Here is a 21,913-nt window from a genome sequence, read left to right as displayed (position 1 = left end):
TGCCTCGGTGGCGGCCTCGACGGCCTCCGCCTTCGGCTTGCGCGTGCGGGTCCGGGTGGCGGGCTTCTTCTCCTCGGCCGGGGCCTCGGTGACGACGGCCTCGGCGACGACGGCCTCGGTGGCGGCCTCGACGGCCTCCGCCTTCGGCTTGCGCGTGCGGGTCCGGGTGGCGGGCTTCTTCTCCTCGGCCGGGGCCTCGGTGACGACCGCCTCGACGGCGACGGCCTCGACGGCCGGAGCGGCCTCGACCGCCTCCGCCTTCGGCTTGCGCGTCCGGGTACGGGTGCGGGCGGCCGGCTTCTCCGCCACCGCAGCCTCGACGGCGGGAGCGGCCTCGACGGCCGGAGCCGCCTCCACCACGGTCGCCTCGACCGCGGCAGCGGCCACGGCCTCACCGGCGGCACCGCCGCGCGAGCGGCGACGGCGACGGCGCGGTGCGGCCTCGCCCTCGGCGCCCTCGACGGCCGGGGCCGCCACGGCGGCCTCGGTCACGCCGGCGACGGCCTCGCCCTCGGCGCCGAGCGCCGAACCACGACGGGTGCGGCGGCGCTCACGGGTGCGGCGCGGCTTCTGCTCCTCGGTCTCGGCCGGGGCGGCGGCCGGACGGCCGGGGCCGCCCTGTCCGGCGCGACCGCGGCCGGAACGGGCGGAACGGCTGCCGCGTCCGCCGGTCTCGCCGAGGTCCTCGACCTCCTCCGCGTTGAGCCCCGCCCGGGTCCGCTCCGAGCGCGGCAGGACACCCTTGGTGCCCGGCGCGATCTTCAGCAGCTCGTACAGGTGCGGCGAGGTGGAGTAGGTCTCCTCCGGGTCGTTGAACGGCAGGTCCAGCGCCTTGTTGATCAGCTGCCAGCGCGGGATGTCGTCCCAGTCGACCAGGGTGACGGCGGTGCCGGAGGCGCCGGCCCGGCCGGTGCGGCCGATCCGGTGCAGGTAGGTCTTCTCGTCCTCGGGGCACTGGTAGTTGATGACGTGCGTGACGCCCTCGACGTCGATGCCGCGGGCGGCGACGTCGGTGCAGACCAGGACGTCCACCTTGCCGTTGCGGAAGGCCCGCAGCGCCTGCTCGCGGGCGCCCTGGCCGAGGTCGCCGTGGACCGCGCCGGCCGCGAAGCCGCGCTGGGTCAGCTGGTCGGAGACGTCGGCGGCGGTGCGCTTGGTGCGGCAGAAGATCATCGCCAGCCCGCGGCCGTCGGCCTGCAGGATGCGCGAGACCATCTCGACCTTGTCGAGCGAGTGCGCACGGAAGATGTGCTGCTCGATGTTGGCGACGGTGGTGCCGGTGTCGTCCGGGGCGGTGGCCCGGATGTGGGTCGGCTGGCTCATGTACCGGCGGGCGAGGCTGATGACCTGGCCCGGCATGGTGGCCGAGAACAGCAGGGTCTGCCGCTTGGCCGGCAGCATGGTGATGATCTTCTCGACGTCCGGCAGGAAGCCGAGGTCGAGCATCTCGTCGGCCTCGTCCAGGACCAGCGCGCGGACCTTGGACAGGTTCAGCTTCTTCTGGCCGGCCAGGTCGAGCAGTCGGCCCGGGGTGCCGACCACGATGTCGACGCCCTTGGTGAGCGCCTCGACCTGCGGCTCGTACGCCCGGCCGCCGTAGACGGCGAGGACGCGCACGTCGCGGACCTTGCCGGCGGTCTGCAGGTCGTTGGTGACCTGGGTGCAGAGCTCACGGGTCGGGACGACGATCAGCGCCTGCGGGAAGTCCGAGAGCTGCTCCTCGGTGCACCGGCCGGCGTCCACGTCGGCGCGCACGACGACCCGCTCGATCAGCGGGAGGCCGAAGCCGAGGGTCTTGCCGGTGCCGGTCTTGGCCTGGCCGATGACGTCGTGGCCGGTCAGCGCGACCGGGAGGGTCATCTCCTGGATGGGGAAGGGGTGGACGATGCCGACGGCTTCGAGCGCCTCGGCGGTCTCCGGGAGGATCCCCAGGTCCCGGAACGTCGTCTTGATGGGTTCAGCGGTGGTGGACAGGGTGCTGCCTCTTCCGTGTGGAGGGGCCGAGAGCGAGCGGCGGGCGGGCAGCCGCGCGGCTGCGTACGGGCCTGTGCGGCCCCGATTACAGCTGCGCGGACGCACAACCGCGCCGGTCCCTGCGGCCGGCCGGTGCGCGCTGCCCTGGTGCGGGGCGCGTCGCCGGCGGCGTCGGGGAGGGTTCCCGTGAGGGACCTGCGCGGGACCTCCGCCAGGGGGCGTGGTCTCGGCGGCCCTCGCTCGGCCACTGATGCGGTGCCAAGGCTTGAAGTCCAAGCCATGGTCGGAGCCGATCGGCTCTCCGACCGGGCATCCGCGTACGTGAGTACCCGTGCCTCCGGTGCGGACACGTCCGGCTGGACGGTGCCGCTTCGGAGCGGGCTTGCGCGGGTTACCGAGACGGCGGTGACACCGTGCAAGCACGACGGGGCTCCGTACCACCATACAGTCAGGCGACGACTCGAACACGTGACGCGTCTGACATTGCCCCCGGCGACCGCCGCACGATCACACGATCGGGCCGGTCACCCGGCGTCGCGACACGGGCGGGAGCCCGGGGACAGGCCTTAAGGTGACAGGTCATGGAGACCCATGGTGAGACGCAGGACGCCGCGGCCGGCTCGATCGGCGACTGGGCCGCGTGCTCGGCCGACCCCGGCTACCGGGCGGCGGTGCTGGATCTGCTCGGCGCGCTCGCGTACGGCGAGCTGAGCGCCTTCGAGCGGCTCGCCGAGGACGCCAAGCTGGCGCCGGACCTCGCCGACAAGGCGGCCCTGGCCCGGATGGCCTCCGCCGAGTTCCAGCACTACCAGCGCCTGCACGACCGGCTCGCCGAGATCGGCGCCGACCCGCAGGAGGCGATGCGCCCGTTCGTCGAGCCGCTGGAGCTGTTCCACCGGATGACGGCGCCCTCGGACTGGCTGGAGGGCCTGGTCAAGGCCTACGTCGGCGACGCCATCGCGACCGACTTCTACCGCGAGGTGGCCGTCCGGCTGGACGACGACACCCGCGACCTGGTGCTCGGCGTCATGTCCGACACCGGCCACGCCCAGTTCGCCGTCGACAAGGTGCGCGAGGCGATCCAGGCCGACCCGCGGGCCGGCGGCCGGCTCGCCCTGTGGGGCCGGCGGCTGATGGGCGAGGCGCTCAGCCAGGCCCAGCGGGTGGTCGCCGAGCGTGACGCGCTGTCCAACCTGCTGGTCGGCGGCGTCCGGGTGCAGGGCTTCGACCTCGTCGAGGTCGGCAAGATGTTCAACCGGATCACCGAGGCGCACACCAAGCGGATGGCCGCCCTGGGCCTGGCCAGCTGACCGACCGGCTACGCGGGCCGGTGCCGCCGCGGCGCGCGGTGGGCGCCGGTCCGGTGCGGGTGGTGGCGGTGCGCCGGGGCCCGCCCGGCGGCGAGGTCCGGCCGGGCCAGCATCGAGGTGAGCACGGCCGAGGCCAGTGCGGCCGCCGCCACCGACACCGCCGGGTAGCGCCCGTCCAGGCAGAAGTGCGCCACCACCCCGCCGACCAGTGCCGCCGCCAGTGCGGTGCCGAGCGTCAGGGCGCGCGGAGCCCGGAAGTACGCGGGCAGGGCCAGCAGTGCGGCGCCGCCCGTGACCTGGCCGACGAGGGCGAACGCGAGCGACTCCACCAGCAAGGTTGCCTCCCGGGGACGGGCGTGCGGCACCGTTGCCGCACCTGTCGCCGTACCCCGCCCCACCCGGCCGTACACGCAGCGGTGCCCCGCTCCCTCGCGGGAACGGGGCACCGGTAACGACTGCTCGGGCGGCGCCTCAGAGGGTGCCGAAGCCGACCTTGCGGACGGCCTGCTCACCGATCTCCACGTACGCCAGGCGCTCGGCCGGGACGATGACGCGACGGCCGTGCTCGTCGGTCAGCGTGAGGAGCTTCTCCGAGCCCTCCAGCGCCTTCGCGACCGCGCTCTGGACCTCATCGGCAGTCTGCGAGCTCTCGATCACGATCTCGCGCGGCGCGTTCTGCACGCCGATCTTGACCTCCACGGCTTCCGTCCCTCCGGGGTTGCAGCCTCCACGCGCGGGCACCGGACCGCCTGGAACAAGCGTTCGCGGCGACCGCGCCGTACGGCTTCACCATAGAGCACCGGATCAGCGCCCAGGCGAAGGTCGGCGGATCACCCCTGGTGGGCACCCTCACCGGGCAGGTCGCCCGGGTGCATCGGGAAGCCCTTCAGACCGCGCCAGGACAGGCTGGCGACCAGTCGCACCGCCTCGTCGCGCGGGATCTCCAGACCCTGCGAGAGCCAGTACCGGGCGGTGATCTGGGCCAGGCCGCAGACGCCGGCGGCGAGCAGCTTGGACTCCGCCTCGGGCAGGTCGGTGTCCTCCTGGATCACCTTGCTGACCAGCGTCGCGCTCGCCTCGGAGGCCCGCTCGACCCGCTCGCGCACGGCCGGCTCGTTGGTCAGGTCCGACTCGAAGACCAGGCGGAAGGCGCCCGACTCGCTGGAGACGTAGTTGAAGTACGCCTCCATGGTGTTGGCCACGCGCTGCTTGTTGTCGTTGGTCGTCGACAGCGCCTCGCGGGTCGACTCGACCAGGGCGTCGCAGTGCTTGTCGAGCAGCGCCAGGTAGAGCTCCAGCTTCCCGGGGAAGTGCTGGTACAGCACCGGCTTGCTGACCCCGGCGCGGTCGGCGATGTCGTCCATGGCGGCCGCGTGGTAGCCCTGCGCGACGAACACCTCCTGGGCGGCACCGAGCAGTTGTTCACGGCGGGCGCTTCGCGGCAGGCGGGCACCGCGCGGGCGCTCCTGCGCCTCCTGGATGGCCGTCACGGCGCTCCTCACTTCGGGTCTGTTCGGGGCTGGCAAGATGGCCGATTCTACTTTTCGGTAACCGCGCCCGCGTTCGGCGAAGGCGAGAAAAGACGGTCGGCTGGTTGTCAGGAGCCCACAATACGGCGCTGACCTCGGCCTCGGCAGTGGTGTGACGAAGGGAAGGGACGGCCGGACCACCCCGGGTGCTCCGGGCCCGGGCTCACTACCATCGTCCACCATGAGCAGCGCTGAGCAGCAGGTACGTACGGTCGAGGTCCCCGGCGCGGTGCTCGCGGTGCACCGGGCCGCCGCCGACGGCGCCGCCGACGCCCGCGAGCCGGGCCTCTTCGTGCACGGGCTCGGCGGCTCGGCCGCCAACTGGACGGCCCTGATGGACCGGCTCTCCGGACTGGTCGACGGCGAGGCCGTGGACCTGCCCGGCTTCGGCCGCTCCCACCCGCCCACCGACGGCAACCTCACCGTCTCCGGCCACGTCCGCGCGGTGATCGGCTACCTGGAGGCCGCCGACCGCGGCCCCGTCCACCTGTTCGGCAACTCCCTCGGCGGCGCGGTCGCCGTCCGCCTCGCCGCCCTCCGCCCGGACCTGGTGCGCAGCCTCACCCTGGTCTCGCCCGCGCTGCCCGAGCTGCCCCCGCAGCGCTCCGCCTGGCCGACCGGCCTGCTCGCCGTCCCCGGGGTGCCCGCGGTGCTGCGCCGGCTGGCCGCGAACGGGCGCGACGTCGAGGCGGCCACCGAGGACCTGCTGCGGCTGGTCTACGGCGACCCGGGCAGCCTGAGCCCGGCCGTCCGGGCCGAGGCGGTCGCCGAGTACCGGCGCCGGCTGGAGGTGCCGCACGCGATGCAGGCGCTGATCGGCTCGGCCCGCGGCATCGTCTCGGCGTACACCGAGCGCGGCGACCAGGCGCTGTGGCGGCAGGCCGAACAGGTCACGGCACCGGTGCTGCTGGTGTACGGGCTGCGCGACAAGCTGGTCTCCTACCGCTCGGCCCGGCGCGCCTGCGCCGCCTTCGCGGACGCCCGGCTGCTGGTGCTGCCGGAGTCGGGGCACGTGGCGATGATGGAGCACCCGGACGAGGTCGCCCGCGCGGTGCGGGAGCTGATCGCGCAGACCGCGCGCTGAGCGGGCGGGCCCGCCGCGGGCGGGCGTCGCGGGCCCGCCGGACGCGGGCGTCGCGGGCGGGCGCGCGTACCGCCCGGTAACGGCCCGGTTCGGGTCGAGGTCACGGCCTTTCACTCGTTCAGGTGGCAGCCAGGCATGTGACCGATGGATTGCCCGGGGCCGGTCCTACCTTTCTGCTGTCGGACCGAACAGGTGTGGGGGAGTCGCGGCCGCCGGAGAAACCGGAGGGCGGCCGCGGTCAGGGGTCCCGGCGGTCGGGTCCGGCCGCCGGAGCGGGCGGGCGCCCGGGGGAACGGAACGCGGCACGGCCGCGGCCGTGCCGCCGGGCCGCCGCACGGGGCGCCGCGGCGCCGGCCCGGCCGACCGACTCCCCGGCCCCGGCCGTCCCCGCTGCGCACGGGGGCGCCCCCGGCCACCGCTCGGGCCGCTCGGCCGTCCGTCGATCCGTCCGTGATCCGTCCGCGAATCCGCTCTGCCCTGGAGGTCTCCCGTGCGCATTGCCCTGCTCACCGAGGGTGCCCGCCCGCATCCCCAGCGTGGCGCCGGAGGCTGGTGCGACCGACTGGCCGAGGGCCTGCCGGAGCACGAGTTCGAGCTGTACCTGCTGACCGGCCCGGACGGCCCGGGTGCCGTCGAGCGGCTGTCGCCCGCCTGGCGCGACGTCCGCGACCTGGCCCTGTGGGGGCGCCGGCCGGCCGGCCGGGCACCCGGCGCGGTGCGCAGACGCAGGTACGCCGGGGCGTACGAGCAGCTGGTGCGGGCGCTGGTGCTGCCGGGGGAGCGGGCCGGCTTCGGCCCCGGGCTGTACCGGCTGGCGGCGCTCGCGGGCGAGGACGGCGGGCTGCCCGCCTTCCTGGCCTCCGCGCACGCCCGGCGGATCCTGGAGCGGACCTGGCGGCTGCCCGGCGCGGACACCTCGGCCGGGCAACCGCTGGTGTGCGACGTACTGGTCGCGGCCGACCTGCTGGAGCAGTGCCTGCGGCCGCTGTCCGCGCCCTGGTACGGCACCGGCCCCGGCGGCCTCGGCGCGGCCGACCTGTGCCACGTGGTCGGCGGCGGGCTCGCCGCGCTGCCCGCCCTGGTGGGCCGGCACCTGCACGGGGTGCCGTTCGTCGTCACCGAGCACGGCCTGCACCTGCGCGAGCAGTACCTCGGCTACCGCGAGGCGCCGTACCGGTGGCCGGTGCGGGTGCTGCTGCTGTCCTTCTTCCGGGCGCTCACCGGCGAGACCTACCGGCAGGCGGCCGTGCTGACCCCGGGCAGCGCCCACGACCGGCAGTGGCAGCGCCGCTGCGGGGCCGACCCGGCCCGCACCCGGGTGGTGTACGAGGGGACGCCGGCCGTGGACCGCCCGGCCGCCGGGCCGGAACCGGCCGCGCCGACCCTGGTGTGGGCGGGCGCGCTGGAGCCCGGCCGGGACCCGGAGCTGGCGCTGCACGCCTTCGCCCGGGTCCGCGACGAGCTGCCCGGCGCCCGGCTGGTGCTGTACGGCGAGGAGGCGGCGCCCGGCTACCGGGCGCACTGCGCGGCGGTGGCCGAGCGGCTGGGGGTGGCCGCCGCGGTGGACTTCGCCGGACGGCCGGGGACGCTCGCCGAGGTCTGGGAGGCCGGTACGGCCGTGGTCTTCTCGGCGCTGTCCCAGCGCGCGCCCCGGCTGCTCGCGGACGCGATGCTCAGCGGCCGGGCGGTGGTGTCCACCGACGTCGGGGTGGCCCGCGAGGTGGTCGGGCCCGCCGGGCTGCTGGTGCCCGCCCGCGACCCGCGAGCCCTGGCCGGCGCCTGCCTGGCGCTGCTGCGCGACGAGGAGCGGCGGGCCCGGCTCGGGCTGGCCGGGCGGCTGCGGGCGCAGGAACGCTTCGCCGTGGAGCCGGTGATCGGCGCCTTCCGGGAGATATACCTGGAACTGGTCTCGCAGTACCCGGCCTTCCCCGGCGGCGGGGGCGGCCCCGCGCCGCGTCCGTTCGCCCGGCCCGCCGAGTACTGGCTGGCGGACGGCCGGGGAGTCCCGGCCGGGGACGGCGGGGACGGCGGGGACGGTGGCGGCGGGGACGGCGTGGGTGCCGACACCCGGACGTCGGCCGCGCCGGAGCCCGCCGCGTTCGCGGAGGCCGTCTGATGTCCGGCCGCGCGGCGCTCGGCAGCAGCGTGGACCCGGTGCGCGAGGTGATGGCGGAGCACCGGGAGCTGTGCGAGCACGCCGTCGACCCGCTGGAGATCGCCGCCGGGCTGGAGGAGGCCGGGTTCGGCCCGGACGCCGCCGCCCGCTGCCGGCACGCCGACCTGTTCTCGCTCGCCGAGGAGCTGTACGCCCGGGTGCCCCGGCGCCCGGCGGAGCCCGGGCCGGTCCGGCCGTCTCGGCGCGGGGCCGCGGCCCGGGCGGCGCTGACCGCCGCCGCGCTGGCCGCGCTGCCCTGCGCGGGGGTGGCCGCGCTCGGTGCCCGCTGGCCGGTGCTGCTGACCGCCGCCGTCCCGCTGGTGCTGCTGCCCGTGCTGACCGCACCGCCGGAGGACGGGCCCGGCCCCTCGACCGCCCCGCCGTGCCGCCCGTCGGACGCCCTCGGGCCGGCGCCGGTGCCGCGGTGGCCCGTGCGGTCCCGTCGGCACCCGGCCGCGTTCGGGTACGGGCTGGGGCTGGCCGCACTGCTGCTGCTCCCGCTGGCCGTACCGGCCGGGGACGGCCCGTCGGCCGTCGCACTGGGACTGGCGGCGGCGGTGTCGGCAGGGTCCGCCGAACGGGCGGCCCGCTGGTACCGGCAGGTCGGCCGGGGCCACCTCGGTGCGGCGGGCACCCTGGCCGAGTTCCGGTCCCGGATGCGGCCGGTGCTGCCGGTCGCGGTCGCCCTGCACCTGGCGGTGCTCGCCGCGCTGACCTTCGCCGCGCTGGCCGTGCGGACCGTCGTCGCGCCGGGCCCGGCACCGGGTCACGGCGGCGGGCTGCTGCACCTGGCGGCCGAGCGGGCCGGCCCGGGGCCGTGGGCGGCGCAGGGCGTGCTGGGCCTGCTGCTGGTGCTGCCCGCGCTGCTGGCGCACTGCGGCCGGCCGACCGCGGCGGCGGTGGGGGTGCTGGCCGGGCCCGCCGCGACGCTGGGGCTGCTCGCCGCGGGCCGCGCCCTGCCCTCGGCCCTCCTGCTCGGCGGCGGCGCCGTCGCGGCGGTGCTGCTGGCGTACGCCTGGGCGGTGCTGGGCCGGGCGGGCTCCTACCGCTGATCCGGCCCGCGCCCCCGCCCCCGATGCCCGCTCCCCGATCCGTGTTTCGTCCCTTCGTTGATTTCAGTCCGCCAGGTCGTCCCCGACCTCGCTTCGTGGAAGGACACCCCCGATGAGGGTGCTGCTGCTGGGCGCCGACGGCTTCATCGGCCGCCGGGTCACCGACCGTCTGCTGATGGACCAGGAGTTGCAGGTGACGGTGCTCGGCCGGCGCGACTCGGCCGACATCCGCTTCGACCTGACCACCGGGAGTCCGGGCGCGCTGGCCCGCTTCCTGGACGCGGTCGCGCCGCAGGTGGTGATCAACTGCGCGGGTGCCACCTACGGCAGCTCGCGCACCCTGATCCGGTCGAACACGCTGGCCGTCGCGACGGTCTGCGAGGCGATCCGGCGCAGCCGGGAGCCGGCCCGGCTGGTGCACGTCGGCTCGGCCGCCGAGTACGGGCCGGTGCCCGGCGGGGTGCCGGTGTCCGAGGCGGCCGAGCCGCGGCCGGTGGGCCCGTACGGGGTGTCCAAGCTGGCCGGGACGGAGCTGGTGCTGGCCTCCGGGCTGGACGCGGCGGTGCTGCGGGTGTTCGACGTGGTGGGACCGGGCGCGCCGACCGCCTCGCTGTTCGGGCGGCTGGCCGAGGGCCTGCGGCGGGCGCTGGAGCGGGACGAGAACCAGGTGCGGATGCCGGACCTGTCCGGATACCGGGATTTCGTCGACGTGCGGGACGTCGCGCGGGCCATCCAGGCGGCCGCGGTGTCGGCCGCCACCGGGGTGATCAACATCGGCAGCGGGCACGCCGTCCGGGCCCGGGACGCGGCCCAGCTGCTGGTGCGGGCCTCCGGCTTCGAGGGGTCGATCGTCGAGGAGAACCGGCAGGTCCTGCTGCCGGCGCAGGCCGTCGGGGCGGGCGGCGACCACCTGCCCGGCCACCTGCCGGGCCACCTTCCCGGCCACCACCACCAGCCCGGCCCGTACCTGCCGGGGCACCGGCTGGAGGGGCAGCGGCCGGACGGTCGGGCGGTGCCGGGCGAGCCGGTGCCGTGGCGGCAGGCGGACGTGCGCACCGCCAGGGACCGTCTCGGATGGCGGACACAGGTGCCGTTGGAGGAGTCCCTGGGGGACGTCTGGCTGGAGACGGCCTGCCGGGTCTGAGGGTGTTCCGCAGGCTTCCCCGGGCCCGGGAAACCCAGGCCCGGGGCGGCTGTCGGGGCCTCGCGGCCGATTCCACGATCCGGCGCGGCCCGTCTCGCCCTTCGGACGAGCTGTCTCGGAATACCGGGGGGACGTGACACTGTTGCTCTGGACAGCCACCCGAGTGGCGGAGCAACAACCCCACACCGAGGCTGGCCCTGGCCACCCCGAACAAGACACCCATCGGAGTCCCCGTGTCGTTGCCACCCCTGGTCGAGCCGGCCGACGAGCTCACCGTCGATGAGGTCCGCCGGTACTCCCGCCACCTGATCATCCCCGACGTGGGCATGGCCGGGCAGAAGCGGCTGAAGAACGCCAAGGTGCTGTGCGTCGGCGCCGGCGGTCTGGGCTCGCCCGCGCTGCTGTACCTGGCCGCCGCCGGTGTCGGCACGCTGGGCATCGTCGAGTTCGACGTGGTGGACGAGTCGAACCTGCAGCGGCAGATCATCCACGGCCAGTCGGACGTCGGCCGCTCCAAGGCGGAGTCGGCGCGCGACTCGGTCAAGGAGATCAACCCGTACGTGGACGTGGTGCTGCACGAGGAGCGCCTCGACAACTCCAACGTCATGGAGATCTTCTCCGGCTACGACCTGATCGTGGACGGCACCGACAACTTCGCCACCCGCTACCTGGTGAACGACGCCGCGGTGCTGCTCGGCAAGCCGTACGTGTGGGGCTCGATCTACCGCTTCGACGGCCAGGCCAGCGTGTTCTGGGCCGAGCACGGCCCCTGCTACCGCTGCCTGTACCCGGAGGCCCCGCCGCCGGGCATGGTCCCCTCCTGCGCCGAGGGCGGCGTGCTGGGCGTGCTGTGCGCGTCCATCGGCTCGATCCAGGTCAACGAGGCGATCAAGCTGCTGGCCGGCATCGGCGACCCGCTGGTCGGCCGACTGATGATCTACGACGCCCTGGAGATGAACTACCGCCAGGTGAAGATCCGCAAGGACCCGAACTGCGCGGTCTGCGGCGAGAACCCGACGGTCACCGAGCTGATCGACTACGAGGCCTTCTGCGGCGTCGTGTCGGAGGAGGCGCAGGCCGCCGCCGCCGGTTCGACCGTCACCTCGCAGCAGCTGAAGCAGTGGCAGGACGACGCGGAGGACATCTACCTCATCGACGTCCGCGAGCCCGGCGAGTTCGAGATCGTCAACATCCCCGGCGCGGTGCTGATCCCGAAGAACGAGTTCCTGATGGGCGACGCGCTGGAGAAGCTGCCGCAGGACCGGAAGATCGTGCTGCACTGCAAGTCGGGCGTGCGCTCGGCCGAGGTGCTGGCCGTGGTGAAGGCCGCGGGCTTCGCCAACGCCGTCCACCTGGGCGGCGGCGTGCTCGGCTGGGTGAACCAGATCGAGCCGCACAAGCCGGTCTACTAGCAGGTGTCGCACGACTGAGGGCCCCGCCGCACGGCGGGGCCCTCAGTCGTGCGCCGGGCACCCCGGCGGCGGGTCAGAGCGCCTGCCGGCGCTGCAGCACGTTGTAGGCGATCCAGCCCGGCAGGACCGGCAGCCAGAAGGTGAGCGCCCGGTAGAGGAAGACCGCCGGGGTGGCGACCGCGGGGGACACGTCCGCGACGGTCAGGGCGCCGATCAGGGCGACCTCGACCGGGCCGATGCCGCCCGGGGTGGGGATCGCCGAGCCGGCCGCGTTGGCGGTCAGGAAGACCACCGCGACCGCCGAGAAGCTGACGTCGCCGCCGAAGGCCTGCACCGAGAAGTCCAGGCAGGCGGTGAAGGAGAGGGTCAGCAGCAGGATGCCGCCGAAGCCGGTGACCAGCTTGCTGGGCGTCTGCATCAGGTCGAGCATCCGCGGCACCACGCCGAAGAACAGCGAGCGCAGCCGGCCCAGCACGAACCGGCGCAGCGGCGCGACGGCGGCCACCACCAGGGCGAGCACGGCGGCGGTCAGCACGCCGATGATCACCGCGCGGGAGGCGGAGAGGTCGCCGTTGGTCTGGCTGCCGGTGATCAGACCGAAGCTGAACAGCAGCAGCAGGTGCCCGGCCAGGCCCGCCAGCTGGGAGGCGCCGACCGAGGCGACCGCCTGGCCGGAGCGGATGCCGGCCTTCTGGAGGTAGCGGGTGTTGAGCGCGATGCCGCCGATCGCGGCGGGGGCGACCAGTTTGACGAACGAGCCGGCCAGCTGGGCGGCGACGGTGCGCCGGAACGGCAGCTTCTCGGGGACGAAGCCGGTCAGGCTCATCGCGGCGGCGACGTAGCTGAAGGCGGCCGCGAGCAGGGCGGCCGCGGCCCAGGCCCAGTTCATCTGGGAGAGCTTGAGCTGGGCCGGCTTGATGGTGGTCAGGGCCAGGTACGCGGCGAAGGTGAGCGCGATGACCATGATCAGGGTCTTCGGCTTCAGCCGTTCCAGCTTGGCCGGCTCCATCGGCGCCTCGGGGGCGATCTGCAGGATCTGCCCGCGGATGCGGCTCAGCAGGTCCTCGCCGGCCACCGCGATGTCCTCCTCGGCCTGCTGCTGGGTGCGCTCGCCGGCCGCGACCTGCTCCAGCGCCTTGGCCCTGGCGGTGGCCTTGCGCTCCTTGCTGAGCTTCGACAGGTCCACCCTGGTGGACCGGCTCATCCCGACCGGCTGGAGCAGTGGCAGCGCCTGGGCGACCCGCTCGGCGCCGAGCACCGCGTTGGCGGTGGCGACGGCCCGCTCCGGGCCGATCCGCAGCGCGAAGGTGGTGAGCAGCTGGGCGACGTCGATGCGCAGGGTGAGGTCGGTGGCGGCGATGTCGCCGCCGGAGAGGTTGACCAGGCAGGCGCTTCGCTCGTCCACCACCAGCAGGGACTCGCCGGTCAGCCGGCGGTGGGCGATCCGGCGCTCGTGCAGCGCGGCCACCGACCGCCAGATCGAGGCCATCACCTCGTCGGTGACCTCGTCGTCGGCCAGCTCGTCGAGGGTGCGGCCCTCGACGTTCTCGTACACCAGGATCGCCGCGTCCGGGCCGAGCTCGGAGGTGGCGACCAGCTGCGGGGCGTGGGCGCCGGAGGCGGCCGCCGCGTACGCGATCAGGGCCTCCTGCTCCAGCGCCTGGCGCAGCGACTGCGGGCTGCGGCGCACCGCGACCGAGCGCAGCCGCAGCCGCCGCCAGGCCCGGTAGAAGAAGCCGGAGGCCTGCTGCTCGCGGTCGATGATGTGGACGTCCAGGGGCCGGCCGCCCTGCTGGGTGACGTAGTAGCGGCGGGTGCCGCCGGGGGCGTCGGGGGCGCGGTGGGCGCCGTCCGGGGTGAAGCCGACCTTGCGCAGGCCGATCATCAGGTGCTGGCCGGTGGGCCGGATGTTGGGGGAGCCGATCGCGTACAGCGTGCCGTAGGCGACGGACCAGCCGATCAGCACCGTGAGCATCAGCGACAGCGGGGTGGTGTAGCCGCCGAGGAGCTCGGTGACGCCGCTGAAGACCACCACCACCCACAGGGCGACCCGCCAGCGCGGTCTGCTCGACATGCCGACGGCGGTCATGTAGGCGATCACCGGGGCGAGGTAGCCGTGCACCGGGTCGGTGAGGGTGCCGTTGCTGTCCAGCGGCAGCCTGGTCAGCGCGTCGCGGATGTGTTCGGAGGCGCCCTCGGCCACCCACCAGTCGATGCCCAGCGAGACGCCGTACGCGAGCACCGAGGCGAGCACGCCGTCGGCGACCCGCAGGCCGTCGCGTTTGATCAGCCGTTCGACGGCGAAGGCCAGCGGCACGGCGAGCACCGCGACGCTGGAGACCAGGCCGGTGATGGTGGAGAGCACCGCGGAGAAGTGCGGCGCGTTGGTCGCGATGTCCTGCTCGATGCCGGTGGTGGTCGAGGTGGCGATGCCGGCCAGCACGAAGACGGCGACTATCCCGAAGACGCCGGCCAGGAAGCGGATCAGGTCGGACGGGCGGTGCGCGCGGGCGGCGAGCAGCGGCTCGTCGACGTCCAGGTGCGGGGCGTCGTCCAGCGGGTCCTGGTGGTCCGCCAGCGGTTCGGGGGCCGCCGGTTCGGGGGCCGCCGGTTCGGGGGTCGAGGGCTCGGGGGTCGAGGGCTCCGGGGCCGTCGGCGCCGGGACGACCGCCTTCGGGGCCGCGGCCTCCGGTGGTGCGGTCCGTTCGGGCTGTTCCGGGGCCCGGGCGGGCGCGGGGGTCTTGATCGTCCGGTCCTTGATCAGGGAGACTTCCGGCGTCGGCCCGGGTTCGGGTCGGCCTTCGGTCCCGCCGCCGGGCGCCGGGGGCACGGCGGCAGAGGACTCGTCGGAGTCCTTGTCCACGCCCACGTCAGCCGTCCCGGTCATCTGGTCTTGTCCTCGTATCACCACTCACCGCCCCGAAGATGGTGGCATGCCCCGGCCCCCCGTGCTGGACAGGGGGCGGATCGGGCGCGGCGTCCCGTTCGTACGGGACCAAGGGTGCGCCCCCGTGAGGAAGAATGCCGCAGGTGACGGACGTAACAGACGACGGCCTCCCGGACGCCCTGCCGCCCTTCGCCGAACTGGTGCTCGACCTGACCGAGCGGATTCCACCCGGCAGGGTGATGACCTACGGCGACGTCGCCGAGTACCTCGGCCAGGGCGGGCCCCGGCAGGTCGGCCGGGTGATGGCCCTGTACGGCGGCTCGGTGCCCTGGTGGCGGGTGATCCGCGCGGACGGCCGCTTCCTGCCCGGGCACGAGCACCGCGCCCTCGCCCACTACGGCGAGGAGGGCACCCCGCTGCGCGAGCTCGCCGACCCGCCCCGGGTCGACCTCCGGCGGGCCCGCTGGGACGGCCGGGAGATTTCCCCGAACTCCCCGCACGGACGGGATTGACGGGGGAGGATCGTAGGCTCGATGCGGGCGGGCCCGAGCGGGCCCGCCCTGCCGTGCCCGCCCCGCCCTGCTCGACCCCAGGATCCGTTCGTTGACTTCCCCCTACCGGCTCGTGCGCAGCCCGCTCGTCCAGCCCGACCCGCCGGTGCTGGACGCCTACCAGCGTGCCGTCGTCGAGCACGCCGACGGGCCGCTGCTGGTCCTGGCCGGCCCCGGCACGGGCAAGACCACCACCCTGGTCGAGGCGGTCGCCCGGCGGATCGCGGACGGCACCGACCCCGAGCGGATCCTCGTCCTCACCTTCAGCCGCAAGGCCGCGATGGAGCTGCGCGACCGGATGTCCGGCCGGCTCGGCAGCTCCGCCGCCGCCCCGCAGGCCACCACCTTCCACTCCTTCTGCTACGCCCTGCTGCGCTCCCACCAGGACCCGCAGGACTACGCCGAGCCGCTGCGGCTGCTCTCCGGCCCCGAGCAGGACGTCATGGTCCGCGAACTGCTGGCCGGCGGCGCCGAGGACGCCCGCCTCGGCAGCTCCCGGATCGCCTGGCCGCTGGACCTGCGGGCCTGCCTGACCACCCGCGGCTTCGCCGACGAGGTCCGCGCCGTCCTCGCCCGCAGCCGCGAGCTCGGCCTCGGCGAGGCCGAGCTGGAGCGCTTCGCCCAGGGCGTCCAGCGCCCCGACTGGGCCGCCGCCGCGCACTTCCTGGCCGACTACCTCGACGTGCTCGACCTGCGCGGCGTCCTGGACTACGCCGAACTCGTCCACCGCGCCGTCCTGCTCGCCGAGCGCCCCGAGGTCGAGGAGGACCTGCGCCGGCGCTACGACGTCGTGTTCGTCGACGAGTACCAGGACACCGACCCCTCCCAGGTCCGGCTGCTGCGCCGGCTCGCCGGCGGCGGGCGCGACCTGGTCGCCGTCGGCGACCCCGACCAGTCGATCTACGCCTTCCGCGGCGCCGACATCAACGGCATCCTCGACTTCCCGCAGACCTTCCGCCGCGCCGACGGCGAGCCCGCCGAGGTCAAGGTGCTGCGGGTCTCCCGCCGCTCCGGAGCCCTCCTGCTCGCCGCCTCCCGGGAGGTCGCCCGGCGGATGCCGATGGGGCGGCTGCCCGCCGACAAGCTCGCCCAGCACCGCGCCCTGCTGCCCTCCCGCGAGGGCGGCCGGGTCGAGGTCTACACCTACCCGACCCCCGGGGCCGAACTCGACTCGATCGCCGACCTGCTGCGCCGCGCCCACCTGGAGGACGGCGTGCCCTGGGGCGAGATGGCCGTGCTCGTCCGGGCCGGTGCCCGCTCGATACCGGGCGTGCGGCGCGCGCTCGGCGCGGCCGGCGTCCCGCTGGAGATCGACGGCGACGACCTGCCGCTGCGCGAGGAGCCCGCCGTCGCCCAGCTGCTGCTCGCTCTGCGGGTCTGCGCCCAGCAGGCGGCCCGGCAGGCCGCCCGCGACCGGCACGGCGAGCCGGACCCCGACACCGGGGACTACGGCGCCCGGGACGACGACACCGGGGACCCCGGCAGCGGGGACGGCGCCGCCGCCGGCCCCGACCCGCTCACCACCGAACTGGCGCACGCCCTGCTCACCGGCCCGCTCGGCGGCCTCGACGGCTCCGACCTGCGACGCCTGGGCCGCGCCCTGCGCGAGGAGGAACGCGCCGCACTGCGCGCCGAAGGCCGCCCCGCCACCGCCCCGCGCCCGGCCGGCGAGCTGATCCGCGAGGCCCTCGCCGAGCCGGAGCGGCTGGTCGCCCTCGACCCCGCGCAGGCCCGCCGCGCCCGCGACCTCGGCACCCTGCTGCGCAAGGTCCGCGAGCTGCTGGCCGGTGGCTGCACCGCCGAGGAGGCGCTCTGGGAGCTGTGGGACGGCAGCCGCCGCTGGCGCGAGCGGCTGGAGCGGGCCGCCCTGCGCGGCGGCGCCGCCGGCCGCAACGCCGACCGCGACCTGGACGCGCTGTGCGCCCTGTTCGAGACCGCGGCCCGTGCCGAGGAGCAGGTCACCGGCCACCGCAGCGCCCTCGACCTGCTCGCCGAGCTCGAAGCCCAGGACATCGCCGCGGACACCCTCACCGTCCGCGCCGTCCGCCCCGAAGCCGTCCGGCTGATGACCGCCCACCGGTCCAAGGGCCTGGAGTGGCGCCTGGTCGTCGTCGCCGGAGTCCAGGACGGCCTCTGGCCCGACCTGCGCCGCCGCGGCTCCCTGCTGGAGGCCGACCGGATCGGCCGCGACGGACTGGCCGAGCCGCTCTCCCCGGCCGCGCTGCTCGGCGAGGAGCGCCGCCTCTTCTACGTCGCCGCGACCCGCGCCAAGGAGCGGCTGATCGTCACCGCCGTGAAGGCCCCGGCCGACGACGGCGACGAGCCCTCCCGCTTCCTGCGCGAGCTCTACCGCGAGGACGTCGACCCCCGTACCGGAAAGGTGGTGCGCCGCACCCCGCCGGTCACCGTCGAGGACGTCACCCACCGCCCGCGCCGACCGCTGTCCGTCGCCGCGCTGGTCGCCGAGCTGCGGGCGGTCACCGTCGACCCGGCCCGCTCGCCCGAGCTGCGCCGCGCCGCCGCCGAACGGCTCGCCACCCTGGCCGCCGCCGCCGACGAGGACGGGCTGCCGCTGGTGCCCGCCGCCCACCCCGAACGCTGGTGGGGACTGGACGACCCGACCGCCGCCCCCGAGCCGCTGCGCAGCGCCGACCTGCCGGTTCGGCTGTCCGGCAGCGGTCTGGAGCAGCTGGAGAGCTGCTCGCTGCAGTGGTTCCTGGACAAGGAGGTCAAGGCGCGCGGCGTCGGCTCGGCGGCCCAGGGCTTCGGCAACGTGGTGCACGCGCTCGCCGACGAGGTCGGCTCCGGCCGCACCCCCGCCGACCTCGCCGTCCTGATGGAGCGCCTGGACACCGTCTGGGACGCGCTGGCCTTCGACGCGCCCTGGAAGTCCCAGCAGGAGAAGACCGAGGCCCGCGCGGCCCTGGAGCGCTTCCTCAACTGGCACGTCCTGGAACGCGGCCGGGACGTGGTCGCCACCGAGCACGGCTTCGACGTCACCCTCGACGTCGGCGGCGTCTCGGTGCGCATCCGCGGCTCGATGGACCGGGTCGAGAAGGACACGGCCGGGCGCGCCTACGTCGTCGACTTCAAGACCGGCAAGCAGCTGCCCACCGACAAGTCCCTGCCCGAGCACAAGCAGCTGGCCGTCTACCAGCTCGCCGTCCGGGCCGGCGCCCTCAACGAGCTGCCCGGCTTCGCCGAGCACACCCCGGCCACCGGCGGCGCCGAACTGGTCCACCTGCGCGAGCCCGCCGGCAAGGCCTCCCAGGACGCCCCCAAGGTGCAGCGGCAGGAGCCGCCGGAGGGCGAGCCGTGGATCGAGGGCCTGCTCGCCGAGGCCGCCGGGAAGGTCCTGGCCGAGCGCTTCGTCCCGCAGACCGGTGGCGGCTGCGACCGGTGCACGTTCCGCCGCAGCTGCTCGGCCCAGCGGGACGGCGCGCAGCTGGTCGAGTAGCCGACGAGTGGCCGTCGGGTGGCCGTCGAGTAGTCGGGGTCACTGCGGCCGGAGGTCCGCAGTGTCGGTCCGGCCCGTTAACGTTGCCGGGTGACCGCCGTGCTCAGCCATCCCGACCAGCTCAAGGAGCTGCTGGGGATCCCCTTCAACCGGGAGCAGATGGCGGCCATCGGCGCCCCCCTGGCTCCGGCCGTGATCGTGGCCGGCGCCGGCTCCGGCAAGACCACCGTGATGGCCGCCCGGGTCGTCTGGCTGGTCGGCTCCGGCGCCGTACGGCCCGAGGAGGTGCTCGGCCTCACCTTCACCAACAAGGCCGCCGGTGAGCTCTCCGAACGCGTCCGCGCCGCCCTGCTCCGCGCCGGGGTGGCCGACCGGGACGCCGCCGACCCGCTCGGCGACCCGGAGATCTCCACCTACCACGCCTTCGCCGGCCGCCTGCTCAAGGAGCACGGCCTGCGGATCGGCATCGAGCCGGACGTGCGGCTGCTCGCCGACGCCACCCGCTTCCAGCTCGCCGCCAAGGTGCTGCGCACCGCCCGCGGCCCGTTCCCCGCGCTCACCGGCACCTTCGCCAACCTGGTCGCCGACCTCACCGCGCTGGACGGCGAACTCGCCGAGCACCTGGTCGAGCCGCAGGCCCTGCGCGACTTCGACGAGGGGCTGCTGGACACCCTCGCCACCGTCAAGCTCACCAACGACGACCTGCGGGCGGTGCCGGCCGCCGCCCGGGCCCGCCTGGAGCTGCTGCGCCTGGTCGAGGAGTACCGGCGCCGCAAGCGCTCCGCCGGGCTGATGGACTTCGGCGACCAGATAGCCGCCGCCGCCCGCCTCGCCCAGCAGCGCCCCGAGGTGGGCGAGCTGCTGCGCGGCCAGTTCCGGGTCGTGCTGCTGGACGAGTACCAGGACACCTCGGTCGCCCAGCGCCTGATGCTCGCCGGGCTCTTCGGCGCCGGCCCGGACGGCGCGGGCAGCGGCCACCCGGTGACCGCCGTCGGCGACCCCTGCCAGGCGATCTACGGCTGGCGCGGCGCCTCCGTCGCCAACCTCGACGAGTTCCCGCGGCACTTCCCCCAGGCCGACGGCCGCCCCGCCGACCGCTACGCGCTCAGTGAGAACCGGCGCAGCGGCGGACGCCTGCTCGCCTTCGCCAACGCGCTCGCCGCGCCGCTGCGGGAGATGCACGAGGGCGTCGAGGCGCTGCGCCCGGCCCCCGGCGCCGAGCTGGACGGCTTCGTGCGGACGGCACTGCTGCCCACCCACGCCGAGGAGGTCGACTGGCTCGCCGACTCGATCTCCCACCTGGTGCGCACCGGCACCGCGCCCGGCCGGATCGCCGTGCTGTGCCGCGGCGGCGCCGCCTTCCCGGACATCCACGCGGCGCTGGTCGCCCGCGAGGTGCCGGTCGAGGTGGTCGGCCTCGGCGGGCTGCTGCAACTGCCCGAGGTGGCCGACCTGGTGGCGGTCTGCGAGGTGCTGCAGGACCCGACCGCGAACGCCGCGCTGGTGCGGCTGCTGGTCGGCCCGCGCTGGCGGATCGGCCCGCGCGACCTCGCGCTGCTCGGCCGGCGGGCCGCCGAGCTGGTCCGCACCGACCGGCCCGAGGGCGTCGAGGCGCTGGCCGCCGCCGTCGCCGAGGCCGACCCGACCGAGGTGGTGTCGCTGGCCGACGCGGTCGAGAGCTTCCTGGACGCCGAGCAGCCGGACGAGCTGCCGTTCTCCGCCGAGGCGCGGGTGCGCTTCGCCCGCCTCGCCCAGGAGCTGCGCGAGCTGCGCCGCTCGCTCGCCGACCCGCTGATGGACGTGCTGCACCGGGTGCTGGCGGCCACCGGCCTGGAGGTCGAGCTCGCCGCCTCGCCGCAGGCCCTGGCCGCCCGCCGGCGGGAGACCCTGCACGCCTTCCTGGACGTCGCCGCCTCCTTCGCCGACCTCGACGGGGACCCGGGCCTCGCCGCCTTCCTCGGTTTCCTGCGGGCCGCCCAGGAGTACGAGCGCGGCCTGGACAGCAGCCTGCCCGGCGGCGAGGACACCGTGAAGGTGCTCACCGCGCACAAGTCCAAGGGCCTGGAGTGGGACGTGGTCGCCGTCCCCGGCCTGGTGCGGGGCGCGTTCCCCTCCTCGACCCCGCGCGAGCGCTGGACCAGCGCCAAGCGCGTGCTCCCGCACGCCCTGCGCGGCGACGCGGCCACCCTGCCCGACGTGCGCGGCGGGTGGACCGGCAAGGCGATGACCGCCTTCAAGAAGGAGCTGGCCGAGCACACCGCCACCGAGGAACTGCGCCTGGGGTACGTCGCCTTCACCCGGCCGCGCTCGCTGCTGCTGGCCTCCGGGCACTGGTGGGGGCCGAGCCAGAAGACCGTCCGGGGCCCGTCCGCCTTCCTGGAGGGGCTGCGCGAGCACTGCGAGCAGCCCGGTGCGGGCGAGGTCGAGCACTGGGCCGAGCAGCCGGAGAAGGGCGCCGAGAACCCGGCGCTGGCCGCTCCCGTCCAGCGCCCCTGGCCGCTGCCGCTGGATCCGGCGGCGCAGCACGCCCGGCGCCGGGTCGCCGAGGTGGTGCACGCCCGGCTGGCCGGCGCCCCGGCTCCCGAGCCCGAGCCGATGGCCCCCGAGGACCAGCGCCAGGTGGCCTCCTGGGACCGCGATCTGACCGCGCTGCTGGGCGAGTTGGAGCGCTCCCGGCGGACCGCGCGCGAGGTGCCGCTGCCCGCCGCGCTGTCCGCCACCCAGCTGCTGCGCCTGGCCGCGGATCCGGACGGTTTCGCCCGCGACCTGGCCCGCCCGATGCCGCGGCCCCCGCAGCCCGCCGCCCGGCGCGGCACCCGCTTCCACGCCTGGGTGCAGTCCCGGATCGAGCCGCTGCTGCTGGTCGAGCCGGGCGCGCTGCCCGGCGCCGACGACGACGGCATCGAGGACGAGCAGGACCTGGAGCGGCTCAAGGAGGCGTTCCTGCGCACCCCGTACGCGCAGCGCAAGCCCCACCGGGTCGAGGCGCCGTTCCAACTGGTGCTGGCGGGGCGGGTGGTGCGCGGCCGGATCGACGCGGTCTACCGGGACGGTGACGTGTTGTCAGGATCAGGTGGTGCGTCACGCTACGAAGTGGTGGACTGGAAGACCCACCGCGAGGAGACCGCGGACCCGCTGCAGCTCGCGGTCTACCGACTGGCCTGGGCCGAGCAGGCGGGCGTCGATCCCGAGCTGGTCACGGCTTCGTTCCTGTACGTCCGCAGCGGGCGGATCGTCCGTCCGGCAGGACTTCCCGACCGAAAAGAGTTGGAACGGCTCCTGATCGGGAACAGTGAATAATGAGTCACGCAGAGCATCCAAGTCATCACGCCAGTGCCCGAAACCTGTGCGTCGTGCA

14 protein-coding genes are annotated in these 21,913 nt (G+C 75.3%); 9 read left to right on the top strand and 5 right to left on the bottom strand.

The window, feature by feature from the left end; translation table 11 throughout:
- Positions 1-1,860 (bottom strand): DEAD/DEAH box helicase (locus ABT048_RS16715; protein WP_350522123.1); only part of this gene is annotated, 1,860 nt, incomplete at its 3' end.
- A 695-nt stretch (positions 1,861-2,555) separates the two neighbouring features.
- On the opposite strand from ABT048_RS16715, the gene ABT048_RS16710 reads away from it, so the two are divergent.
- On the top strand, positions 2,556-3,284 hold the full coding sequence (locus tag ABT048_RS16710) for a ferritin-like fold-containing protein (RefSeq protein WP_350522122.1): 729 nt from the start codon (positions 2,556-2,558) through the stop codon (positions 3,282-3,284).
- Positions 3,285-3,292: 8 nt separating this feature from the next.
- Here the strand turns inward: ABT048_RS16710 and ABT048_RS16705 are convergent, their stop codons facing one another.
- The 3 genes from ABT048_RS16705 to ABT048_RS16695 all read right to left on the bottom strand — a co-directional run bounded on the left by ABT048_RS16705 (position 3,293) and on the right by ABT048_RS16695 (position 4,774).
- On the bottom strand, positions 3,293-3,619 hold the full coding sequence (locus ABT048_RS16705) for a hypothetical protein (protein ID WP_350522121.1): 327 nt from the start codon (positions 3,617-3,619) through the stop codon (positions 3,293-3,295).
- 136 nt (positions 3,620-3,755) lie between these two features.
- Positions 3,756-3,983, bottom strand: a complete 228-nt coding sequence (locus tag ABT048_RS16700; RefSeq protein WP_350522120.1) for a DUF3107 domain-containing protein — start codon at positions 3,981-3,983, stop codon at positions 3,756-3,758.
- A 131-nt stretch (positions 3,984-4,114) separates the two neighbouring features.
- Positions 4,115-4,774: a TetR/AcrR family transcriptional regulator gene (locus ABT048_RS16695; RefSeq protein ID WP_350522119.1), complete on the bottom strand. Its 660-nt coding sequence runs from the start codon at positions 4,772-4,774 to the stop codon at positions 4,115-4,117.
- A 220-nt stretch (positions 4,775-4,994) separates the two neighbouring features.
- On the opposite strand from ABT048_RS16695, the gene ABT048_RS16690 reads away from it, so the two are divergent.
- From ABT048_RS16690 to moeZ, 5 genes are all read left to right on the top strand, one after another.
- The gene (locus tag ABT048_RS16690) at positions 4,995-5,897 is read left to right on the top strand and encodes an alpha/beta fold hydrolase (RefSeq protein WP_350522118.1); all 903 of its coding nucleotides are present in this window, start codon (positions 4,995-4,997) and stop codon (positions 5,895-5,897) included.
- 490 nt (positions 5,898-6,387) lie between these two features.
- Entirely contained in the window at positions 6,388-8,013 is a 1,626-nt protein-coding gene (locus ABT048_RS16685; RefSeq protein WP_350522117.1) for a DUF3492 domain-containing protein, read from the top strand.
- A complete protein-coding gene (locus tag ABT048_RS16680) occupies positions 8,013-9,104 on the top strand; it encodes a hypothetical protein (protein WP_350522116.1) in 1,092 nt (363 codons plus the stop codon). The genes ABT048_RS16685 and ABT048_RS16680 overlap by 1 nt, the downstream gene beginning before the upstream one ends.
- A gap of 112 nt (positions 9,105-9,216) precedes the next feature.
- Positions 9,217-10,248 carry an NAD-dependent epimerase/dehydratase family protein gene (locus ABT048_RS16675; RefSeq protein WP_350522115.1) on the top strand — a complete coding sequence of 344 codons (1,032 nt, stop codon included), beginning with the start codon at positions 9,217-9,219 and terminating at the stop codon, positions 10,246-10,248.
- Between the two features lie 233 nt (positions 10,249-10,481).
- Entirely contained in the window at positions 10,482-11,660 is a 1,179-nt protein-coding gene (gene moeZ / locus ABT048_RS16670) for an adenylyltransferase/sulfurtransferase MoeZ (RefSeq protein WP_350522114.1), read from the top strand.
- 73 nt (positions 11,661-11,733) lie between these two features.
- Here the strand turns inward: moeZ and ABT048_RS16665 are convergent, their stop codons facing one another.
- Positions 11,734-14,547 (bottom strand): flippase-like domain-containing protein, encoded by a 2,814-nt coding sequence (locus ABT048_RS16665; RefSeq protein ID WP_350522113.1) that lies wholly within the window; start codon positions 14,545-14,547, stop codon positions 11,734-11,736.
- Between the two features lie 134 nt (positions 14,548-14,681).
- Between ABT048_RS16665 and ABT048_RS16660 the strand changes: the two genes are divergently transcribed.
- The 3 genes from ABT048_RS16660 (at position 14,682) to ABT048_RS16650 (ending at position 21,855) form a co-directional block, all read left to right on the top strand.
- A complete protein-coding gene (locus tag ABT048_RS16660; RefSeq protein ID WP_502894019.1) occupies positions 14,682-15,059 on the top strand; it encodes an MGMT family protein in 378 nt (125 codons plus the stop codon).
- 91 nt (positions 15,060-15,150) lie between these two features.
- Entirely contained in the window at positions 15,151-18,555 is a 3,405-nt protein-coding gene (locus ABT048_RS16655) for an ATP-dependent helicase (RefSeq protein ID WP_350522111.1), read from the top strand.
- A gap of 90 nt (positions 18,556-18,645) precedes the next feature.
- Complete coding sequence (locus tag ABT048_RS16650) at positions 18,646-21,855, top strand: ATP-dependent helicase (RefSeq protein WP_350522110.1); 3,210 nt, start codon at positions 18,646-18,648, stop codon at positions 21,853-21,855.
- Positions 21,856-21,913 lie beyond the last annotated feature (58 nt).

The sequence above is a fragment of the Kitasatospora sp. NPDC096140 genome, assembly GCF_040303045.1.
Taxonomy (GTDB): domain Bacteria; phylum Actinomycetota; class Actinomycetes; order Streptomycetales; family Streptomycetaceae; genus Kitasatospora.
Note: the sequence above shows the minus strand (reverse complement) of the source record. Positions and strands in the feature narration are given on the sequence as shown.